This is a genomic window from Pseudomonas sp. SDO5215_S409 (assembly GCF_054071325.1).
Map to the genome: position 1 here is coordinate 1 of NZ_JBSVWN010000100.1, position 9,169 is coordinate 9,169.

Consider the following 9,169-nt stretch of genomic DNA (forward strand, 5'->3'; position numbering starts at 1 on the left):
CACAGCATCCAAGATCATCTGACCGCTTTGAATGTGGGGTTCATGGAGCGGTTACGGCGAACTCACCTTCCGAACTCCAGCATTAAGGGCGATGGTTCCGCCACGGCTCGGTTCGTTTAGGCGTTTGTCGCGATAGCCGGCGATGATTTCAGCGCAGAGGGCGGCCATGGAGTATTTGCCCAGGTGCTCCACCCGAAAACGCGAAAGCCGCGCAATGCGCGGCTTTGAAGGTGGTGGGCCCACACGGACTTGAACCGTGGACCAAAGGATTATGAGTTGCTGAGCGAACTGGTATGCCTAGAGAAATCGTTCGAAGGTGAACGTAGCTTGGCATAGCTGGAGGCCCCGTCGTTACTGGTGTTGAGCGTAATTTTGAGTAGTTTTCTTAAACTAGCCACTGTACCGTAGGTGTACTATTTTCTCTATCTCAGTAACCTCAAGCGTTAGGAGAGAAGCCCAGGTTGACGAGTTTGCAGGCCTGCAAGTCGCACGGTCCTGGGCCGCCTTTTTCAAAGGAGGATTTTCTCAAGCCATCCCCAGTTATTCAGTTTATTGCCCGCCTTGAGCTTCAATGCCTGTTGAATTTTTATTAAATTTTGCGCGCGTAAATAATATTATTTAAATGTGTGTGAGTTGTTTTGTTGTGACGGTGTGCTAAAACATAAATTCATGGCGTCAGTGTCCCCACATTGTTATCTCTGATTCCAGAAGTTCGTGGTACAGGAAGGCTAGATAGTTAATAAATATTGTATTGCATACTTCTAGGAACTCATCGGGAAATTCCATATCCGAGATTGACAGGTTCTTTTCATGGAAGAGGTAATGGAAAAATTGATTTCTAAAGCCAATAATTAGTTTGTCAATGTTTCGATATTTTATTTCTATGGAATCGATCGTCTCTGTGACTATGTCTCCAGCGTCTTTACCCGAAAAAAATCTCTTTACCACGTTGACATTCTGAGTTGGTTTTGTGGTTCGGGAAAAAGATATGTTTGCAACGGAGTCAGCAATGGCAGCATTTAGATGGTAGTCGGAGTATTTACGTAGTACCGCCAAATCTGTTTTAGCTCCTCCTTGTATGAGTCCTTTAAAATCGGAGAACGTGTTGTCGAAGGATCCTTTTTTTACTATTGATACGATTGGCAGGCATAGCGCAATTTGCTCGATAATACGATAGATGTGTAGGAACGAAGCAATGTGGTTGTCATTGCTTCGGTGGCCTAAAACATTAATCAATTCATAGTATATATTTTTATGAATGGAAATGTTTTTAAAAATCGCCGTTTGGAAAAATGCATCCAATTCTTTTCGGGTATAGGTAGGAAACTTAGATGTTATCTGGTTTATTGTGCCTCCCCTGCGAGGATTTACATGCTGAGGCGGTAAGGATATAAAGTCAAAATCAAGCGTTTTTCGTTTTCCTGAGCCAGTTTTTTCAATTGTACCAAGGCCAGAAAGCAACAAAAGTGATTTCAATCGAAAATTTTCAGAAGGCTTATTGCAACCGTATACGGAGCTATACCATTTCCCAGGCACTAAATATTCAAAGGATGGCATTATTTTTGGCTCAGCTCAATAACAACATCGCTATCTGATGCGCCCTTGAATCGTTCAAGTGCTCCGAAGTACTCGGCGACCATTCTGCGTCGGTAATCCCCAACCTTAATTTTCTTTTTGTCGAAATGCAGGAAAATAGATTCAAATCTAGAGATTGTTGAGGCTAGCTCCTTAAAGCTCACATTTTGTATTTCGCCAAAATTGTTTCTTGCGGCAACGCAGAATCCTATAAAGTTGTTGCTGGATAAAAACCATTTGTTAATTTCACTGTTAACGCATTGGTCCGCAACCCATGCAAGAATTTCTGTGAACTCGTAGCTGTCAGAGCTGATATCGCTTTCAATAATCCGCTCTGCGATAAGCTCATCCATTTTCTCTTCTATGATAAGCTTGTTGTCTATGGCTGTAGTGTTTGCAAGAAACGCGATGTAGCCTTTAACAATATCAGATCGGTGTACAAGTAGCTTGTTTGGCGAGAGTTGCTTTGTTTTGTGTGATTGGTTTCTCAAAGACAGATTTTCGAAATCAAACATGGTCTCAGATAGTATGTCTATCTGGTGGCGTGGGGACATTGGCTTTTGGCCGTTGTTGAGCGTGATCATTCTGTACAGCAAACGATCCATGGAGGGAGCAATTATTATGTTGAGGTGCAATGCGCGATTATGAAAATCTGATTGCGCTTCACCCTCAAGCTCAGAGTTGGCGCGCTGAATTGCGCTTAAACGCTGTATGCCATCTAGAATAAAACCTTCAGTGATGTTTTCATTAATGTAGGTTTGGTCAAATCGTTGTGTGCCGTTTTCTAATACAAAGGCAATGGTGATCGGGGGGATAATGCAGCCAGTCTTCAGGTCATTCCTGAGTCTGTTGTAGAAAGATGGGTTTTGCAGGTTTCTTTGAATGTCTAGACGTTGGACAAGAGGGTAGAGTTTCTCAATAGCAAGCTGATAAGTAGTTTGGCCTACCCAGTATGTTGCACCTAGTACTTCGTCCCTTAGTGCATCCCCAAATAGTTCGATTTTCATTTTCTTTCTCTAATGGATTATTTAAATTTTAATGAAAACTCCGCCATTCCCCAATGGGGCATGCTGTTTTCAGGCAGTCTAGGCAAATAAACCCCATCGTCAAGCACGTCAAATGTTAATTCCTTCGCTCTGAATCAGCGTCAGAGCCTGACATCGCTATCATGGTGCTTGTCCACCAGTGAGCAGATTGTGTGGCGGATTAAGCTCGGCGTCCATCCTGTAGGCTCTAGCGCCGTTCCGGAAAGCACATTATTCAATGCTCAAAATTTACAGCTCTCCTCATAGAGCGCGAGTGGCACTGAGCGCTAAGTGAAATCTAGCGTAATTGAGCGAACCTGGTTAGGGTGCAGGCCATTGACCTGATCCAGCTAGAACGCTGCTTTCGAGGACTAACCGTTTCGCATCTCGCGAATGGTGAAGACCACGATCAGGGAAGATTTGCGGTGGAATTGGTTCTTGCCCGAGCCCCTGGCACCGCTCTCAATGCTCATGCGGATGGAGAGTCGCATTGTCAAACCCAACGATGAAAATTCTGTACGGCCCGCCTGGGACTGGGAAAACCTGGCAGGCAGCCAGGGAGGCGGTAAGGGCTATTGAGCCTGCACGCTACGCTCTTGCAATGCAGGAGGCCAATCCTGCCGGAGCATTGCGAACGCTGCATGAGAGCTTGGTCTCTGAAGGTAGGATCCTCTGGGTCACTTTCCATCCGAGCTATTCATATGAAGATTTTGTCGAAGGCTATAGGCCGGTGGTTGATGATGCCGGACAGCTTGCTTATCGAGTCGTCGATGGTCCATTCAAATCACTCTGCTTGCGTGCGCGATTCGAAACGGATCTACAGATCGGTGAGCAATTATTGGATGGTTCGGGAAGGCCGGCGGGTATCGTGGTTGAAAAAGATTCTGGTGGCTGGGTGGTTCGTGTAACGCCTAAGCGCTCAGATCAAGTCGCTAATTCGATCGACAAATATGTCCCCCGATTTGTAGTAAATCGCATTTTGGCTATGGGTCTACCCCCCCAGATATTTTCTATTCCCGGCACTGGAAGCTATGAGTTAGCTGAGTATGGTATCGACCCTAGTGATCATGATGTTCCTGGCCCACAGGAAGAGGACACAGCGACTACTCGTAATGGATCCGTGATTCGAAAAATTGTAGCTGCTCGTACAGGAATGTTTTCGAGCTCTGATCTGAGTAACTCTGCTCACATAGGGTCCGTCGTACGCCGACTCAGCGTGCTCCAAGAAGAAGGGCCAGGAGCCGGCAGCCCCGTTGCACTTGTCATTGACGAAATTAACCGGGCAGAACCGTCGAGAGTCTTTGGAGAACTGCTCACATTGCTGGAAATAGACAAGCGCGAAGGAGAGCCCGAGGCGAAACAGATATGGCTTCCGTATTCCAAGAAGCTATTTTCAGTACCCGCGAATGTGTCGATCATCGGAACGATGAACACAGTTGATCGCTCGTTGACTGCTTTAGATTTTGCAATGAGACGCCGATTTGAGTTCACGCAAGTTCCAGCGCGGCCGGAACTTGTCCCAGATAGTTATGGGGGTGTAAATACTCGCGCACTGTTGCAACGGATCAACAATCGAGTAGCAATGTTGCTCGGTAGCGGTTATGAGTTTGGGCATGCTTTTCTGATGCAGGAAAAACTCGATGCTACCAGCTCTTCTATGTCTTGGGCAGAAGAGCCAGACAGACAGCTTCGCGTTTTAGCTCACGTAATTAGAGCGAATATTCTGCCGACGCTTGCTGAATATCTACATGGAGACTGGAGTAAAATTCGGGCAATTGCGGGCGAGTCTCGTGATGGAGTCGAAATTATTTCGCTGTTTGAGTCACCTCCCTTGGATCCTCAGTTCATGAGCCGGTTGCCGGATGACTATGAAACATTTGAGGCTGCCTCATTAACATTTTCACACTGGTGGGACCCGAACGGTATTGACTGGGACAGTGGGCGATTCCTTCGCTTTATCACTTCATTGTCAGCGGGCAACTAACCCGGGGAGAGACTCTTTTGCCTGAAGTAACTACTTGGGAGGGGATGCCTATTCCCCTGCCGTCCGATGTAGACCCACGTTGGTTTGCAGATCGACTGATGCGGCTTACGGAGTCGGCACCTTTTACCGCCTTTCGCTGGAAAAAGGGGCGGTTACATGCGGCGGAGGTTGTCGGCTGTATTCAGTTGGGTCGTTTTCGGATCAATATTCTACCTAAGCTCGACACAGTTGAGCTTAGTCGTGATAAGTCGTTTTTACTGAATCTTTTACGCTCTGCTGGGTACCTGAGCTCCCTGCACCAAGGCACGGCAAACGTCCGTGCGGAAAATCTGGATCCATTAGAGGCGATGATTTCTGAGGTTGCAATGGGGATGACCCGCGCTCTGCGTGAAGGCTACCCTAGGCGATATGAACTAACGCGCGAGGACTCACCTGTTTTAAGGGGGAGAATTGACTTTACACGGCTCTCTACTCGGCTGCCGGGATCTGCTGTTGTACCTATTCTATATTCCCCTTTGAGTATGAGTAACCAGCTCGCCGAGGTTATTAAAGGGGTCGCGAGTTTCCTGCATCAAATTACCCGTAGTGGTGTTAATCGTCAAATATTAGGGGTGGTTCTTGCCAATCTCTCACTAGTTGATACTAAAGTAGTGAGTGTTGCCAAAGTTGATGCTTTGGTGCTTTCCCGGTATGAGATGCATTGGTCTGACACGTTGGCAATAGGCCGGTTATTGTTGAGTGGGCAGTCGCCAGACCCAACTTTCGGTGGAAATAATAGAGCGTTTTCGTTGCTTTTCCCTATGCAGCACCTTTATGAGCGTGCATTGAGGAAGATCCTTGCTACTGCTATTGATGATAGTGAGCTTGATGTCAGTTCTCGCACTGAGTCTTTGTTCCTATTCGTAAACGCGAAAGATCAATCGGGGGTTGTTCGGTTGCGACCCGACTATGTTTTTAGTCGGTCAGGCGTACAAGTTGCTATTGCGGATGCAAAGTGGAAACGTGCAAGTGAGAATGGTGCTGCGCATGGTATAAAACGAGAAGATCTTTATCAGATACATGCGTATTTGACGCGGTATAAGGTTTCCCGGGCTCTTATTCTCGTCCCCAGGGCTCCCTGGATGCCTGAAAAGTGGATTAAGAGTTTTCTGGATCCGGAAACAAATGCTCAAATTCACTTAATTGGAGTTGATATCGAGGGGTTGGTGAGTCGTGGGTTTGAGGTGAGGAGTGCCAGTTACAAACTGCTTGCTGAAATGCTTAGTAGTGTCTTGCCTAAATAAAGTCATTTCTTTGCTTTTCTCGTTCGAATCTCTTGATGTGCGAGTTGCTCAGAAAGCACATATTCAATACACCACCGCTCTAAACTCCCATCTGAGCTGATTGGTTCTACCCTCATTGCCATTGCTCTGTCCATGAAGGGGATCGTTGGATTAGAAAAACATGTTCAATCTGTTTTTCTACTTGAAAAAGCTCGACTTACAGTTTATGTTCCCAGAATCGTAAGACGCGCCAACCGCTTTCGATCAAAGCAACGGTTTGTCTGCGGTCCCGTATAGTGTTTGATGCTAACTTAGTCGACCAGAATTCGGACCTTGTTCGTGGCATAACATAGTGCTGCGGACAGCCGTGCCAGAAACAGCCGTCTATGAATATCACTACTTTCCGCGAGGTGAACACTATGTCGGGGCGAGCTTACCCAACTTTGAAGTTCACTCGGAATCGGAAGCCCCAGTGCCATAGTACTTTGCGCAGTAGCATCTCAGGGGCAGTATCCCGCCCTCTGATTTTTGACATGTTAGAGCTGCGAGAGAGGTCTGGTCCCAAACCTCTCTGTGAGTCCTTAGCTGATGACAAGTTGTTCTGGTTCATCGGTATGTGAAAGATTAGACAGTCTTTTTGAGCTAGGCGTTGTGATTTCTTTGGACAGAACCTGCGCAACCCTCTGTGCAAACTGCATGCTTAATAGCGGCGGCACCGCGTTTCCAACGACTCGGAAACCATCTACAAGACCAACACTTCCGAACCTATAATCATCAGGGAAGGACTGTACTCGCGCGGCTTCCCGAACAGATAGTGTTCGCGGAAGAGTCGGGTGGACAAACGCATAGGTGTCTTTCGCCATATGGCTGACGATAGTCTTGGAGGGTTGCGCGGGGTCCATACGAGACAGCCAATCGCCATGCGCACCCTCACGCTTTCGAAGGTAAGTTGCCGTCAGCAGGTGATGTTGAAGCTCTCCGGGTTGGGGGGGGATGCTTTCTAGCAATAGGCGAAGGCTTAGTGAGCCATCTGCGGACGCAGCTAGCTCGCTGACTTCATTATCAGAGACCCCAAGGCGTACGGCTAGGTCAGGGGAAGCTTTGAGTTCGCCAGTGAGTTTCGTCAGCATCGTTGCTATCCGCTGAAGAGTAGGTGACTCATCGCAGCGATAATCCATCCAGCGCTTCCCAGGTCCCATAAGCGAGAAAAATGCTTCATCATCACGCCGTGGTGGACGTGCAAGGTGTGCATCGACAACCGTTCCCCGAAATGCCCACGCTCGGTAGATATCACTTGATAGATTGTGCGCTGCGGGCTCATTGTGGTGTGGGCGATGAGGTTTTTTGAGGGTGGCCTCTTGCACTTCCTGGTTGCTGAAGTTGGGCGCGGGTAGCTCCTCCAGCGCTACTTGCAAAGGAACCGGGCTACGCCGTTGCAGTGAAAGGCACCAAGATGCAGCGTCTGAGCTTGAAAGAATTTTGCTCAGTTCTTTTCTCACGCCAGCCATAACAAAGCGCTCACGCGCCTGGGGCACTGCATGTTGTGAGGCTACAACAATTTTTCGCGACACTGCATAACCGAGGCCTCGTTCTGATACTGATTCGATTGCTTCGGCCAGAATGTCGGCGGCGTCAAATTCGATGCCTTCTGCTTTGACTACCGCTTGGAAGTGACGCACATTTTCAAACAGGAATACTTTCGGGGCGAGCGCAGCCACAAAAAGCACATACTGATGCATCAACTGGTTTCGACTATCAACAGAGTCCTCGTCTTCATGGACATGGACACTTTGCTCTTTGAGGCTGCGAATTTTACCTCGACCGATTCTGCTGAACCCCTGGCAAGGAGGACCTCCCAGCAACACAGTTACCTGCCGCCCATCTTCGTAAATCGTCTTGAGTTTTGCCTGGACAGAAGGGGTTTCGAAGAAAGACCTTCTGACAGCTTCGCGTGTGGCCCGCCATTCTATCCACAAGGACTTCACGGTCCGCATTGAGGAGCCTTCGAGGAAATCCATGAATTTGTCTATTCGCTCTGCGGCAGATGCTAGCTGGCCCCGCCCAGCTCCACTGGCACGAGTCGTCAACTTTCCGGCCTCAGCGTCCCAAAGTTTCCGCATGGCTGAGCGGCATGACCGTAGGAGCTTATCGTCTAGTGGCGCATCGGAAGGCTTGACTGCGTCCGAGAGATCCCCATCATTGTGCCAAATAAGTGGGCCAATTTTAGGGTAGGAGCCGCCGCTCGAAGGTAGTTTTGTGGCGTTGTGAAAGCCTGAGACAGAGGTTTGGCCTAGCGCAGCAGCCCCCAGTTTTTTTATTGCAGAGACGTAGTCTGGGCGAGCTCTTTGAGCGTACAGATCTTCTAAAAAGTTTTGGTCAAGTTCTCTAAGCCTCTTTCTAAGGCCTGGAATTCCTCCATTGTCTAGGGTGGAAATTTCGCTGGCCAACACAGCATCACCGGTAGATCGGGCTAGGTGATCCAAGTAGTAACCCTGGATCTCAGCTTCGCTCATAAAATCGGTTATGTCGCTTTGCCTGGCTATAGGCAGGTCCCCAGACGGAGATGGATGATTATCATTGAAGACTCGAACCATTGGCGCCTCAATATCCAGCGCCATTGCCACGCGATATACCTGGCCACCGTCAAAGCGTTCGAAGCCTAGCGACATCCCACCGCAGCCACAAAAAAGATCAACGACATTCAGAGGCTTATGAGGCGTTATAGATAAGGTATCCATACCCACAATAGGAGGGCGCGGGGATAAAAAGGCTTCCTCGGTTTCGTTGCGTTGTTTTGGACCGGGTTGCACATTGTTTGAAGATTGCCCTCCTTCCAGCCATAGTCGGTACTTTGCCATGGAATCGCTACGGACATACTCGCCGGCGAGATGTCGCTCCATCGCGGAGGAACCGATACCAATGGCCGCTGCCGCGGCTTGCAGGGTCAAATTCTGTGCCTGGATTTTCTGGCGGATCTTGATGAGGGTGGGATTGATCATAGAGCTCAACATAGAAATTCAAAGGCATGGGCAAGACATGCGGGATGAAAGCAATGATACAGGAAGGTCTGAGGAGCTGCCCTGTACCTATGCTGGTTTGGCGATGGATGACGAGCTTCGATCGTTTCCTAGCATTGCACTTGGAGCCCCTGCTTAGCGCGTGAGCGTTGCTCGTCCAGCCTCAAGAATTGAAGGTGTAGCGATACTTTCAGCACAGCTAAACCAACCTCGCGAAACAAATGCTTCCATTCGTCGGGCTGTACTTATCTAGATCGTGTCCCTGGAAGTGGTGTAACTGAACCAACCGAAGGCGCCCTGTAGGCG

At 48.5% G+C, this 9,169-nt stretch carries 5 protein-coding genes and 2 pseudogenes; 2 read left to right on the top strand and 5 right to left on the bottom strand.

Features of this window, described 5'->3' with window-relative positions:
* Positions 1–81 precede the first annotated feature (81 nt).
* From ACW9H9_RS27705 to ACW9H9_RS27715, 3 genes and pseudogenes are all read right to left on the bottom strand, one after another.
* A pseudogene (locus ACW9H9_RS27705) lies at positions 82–192 on the bottom strand (site-specific integrase); the annotation flags it as partial.
* 483 nt (positions 193–675) lie between these two features.
* Positions 676–1,557, bottom strand: coding sequence for a hypothetical protein (locus ACW9H9_RS27710; protein ID WP_457346537.1), 882 nt, complete (start codon positions 1,555–1,557; stop codon positions 676–678).
* Positions 1,557–2,582, bottom strand: a complete 1,026-nt coding sequence (locus tag ACW9H9_RS27715) for a hypothetical protein (protein WP_457346538.1) — start codon at positions 2,580–2,582, stop codon at positions 1,557–1,559. The genes ACW9H9_RS27710 and ACW9H9_RS27715 overlap by 1 nt, the downstream gene beginning before the upstream one ends.
* A gap of 508 nt (positions 2,583–3,090) precedes the next feature.
* On the opposite strand from ACW9H9_RS27715, the gene ACW9H9_RS27720 reads away from it, so the two are divergent.
* Both ACW9H9_RS27720 and ACW9H9_RS27725 read left to right on the top strand, forming a co-directional pair.
* A complete protein-coding gene (locus tag ACW9H9_RS27720) occupies positions 3,091–4,584 on the top strand; it encodes an McrB family protein (RefSeq protein WP_457346539.1) in 1,494 nt (497 codons plus the stop codon).
* 17 nt (positions 4,585–4,601) lie between these two features.
* Complete coding sequence (locus ACW9H9_RS27725; RefSeq protein ID WP_457346541.1) at positions 4,602–5,867, top strand: McrC family protein; 1,266 nt, start codon at positions 4,602–4,604, stop codon at positions 5,865–5,867.
* Between the two features lie 196 nt (positions 5,868–6,063).
* Here ACW9H9_RS27725 and ACW9H9_RS27730 read toward each other — a convergent pair.
* Positions 6,064–6,456 (bottom strand): annotated as a pseudogene (locus tag ACW9H9_RS27730) (very short patch repair endonuclease).
* Entirely contained in the window at positions 6,428–8,845 is a 2,418-nt protein-coding gene (locus ACW9H9_RS27735; RefSeq protein ID WP_457346543.1) for a DNA cytosine methyltransferase, read from the bottom strand. The pseudogene ACW9H9_RS27730 and the gene ACW9H9_RS27735 overlap by 29 nt, the downstream one beginning before the upstream one ends.
* Between the last annotated feature and the right edge of the window lie 324 nt (positions 8,846–9,169).

Bases quoted from the DNA above. Each gene is read 5' to 3' on its own strand.
- ACW9H9_RS27710 (WP_457346537.1), bottom strand. From the start codon at position 1,557: ATGCCATCCTTTGAATATTTAGTGCCTGGGAAATGGTATAGCTCCGTA.
- ACW9H9_RS27715 (WP_457346538.1), bottom strand. From the start codon at position 2,582: ATGAAAATCGAACTATTTGGGGATGCACTAAGGGACGAAGTACTAGGT.
- ACW9H9_RS27735 (WP_457346543.1), bottom strand. From the start codon at position 8,845: ATGATCAATCCCACCCTCATCAAGATCCGCCAGAAAATCCAGGCACAG.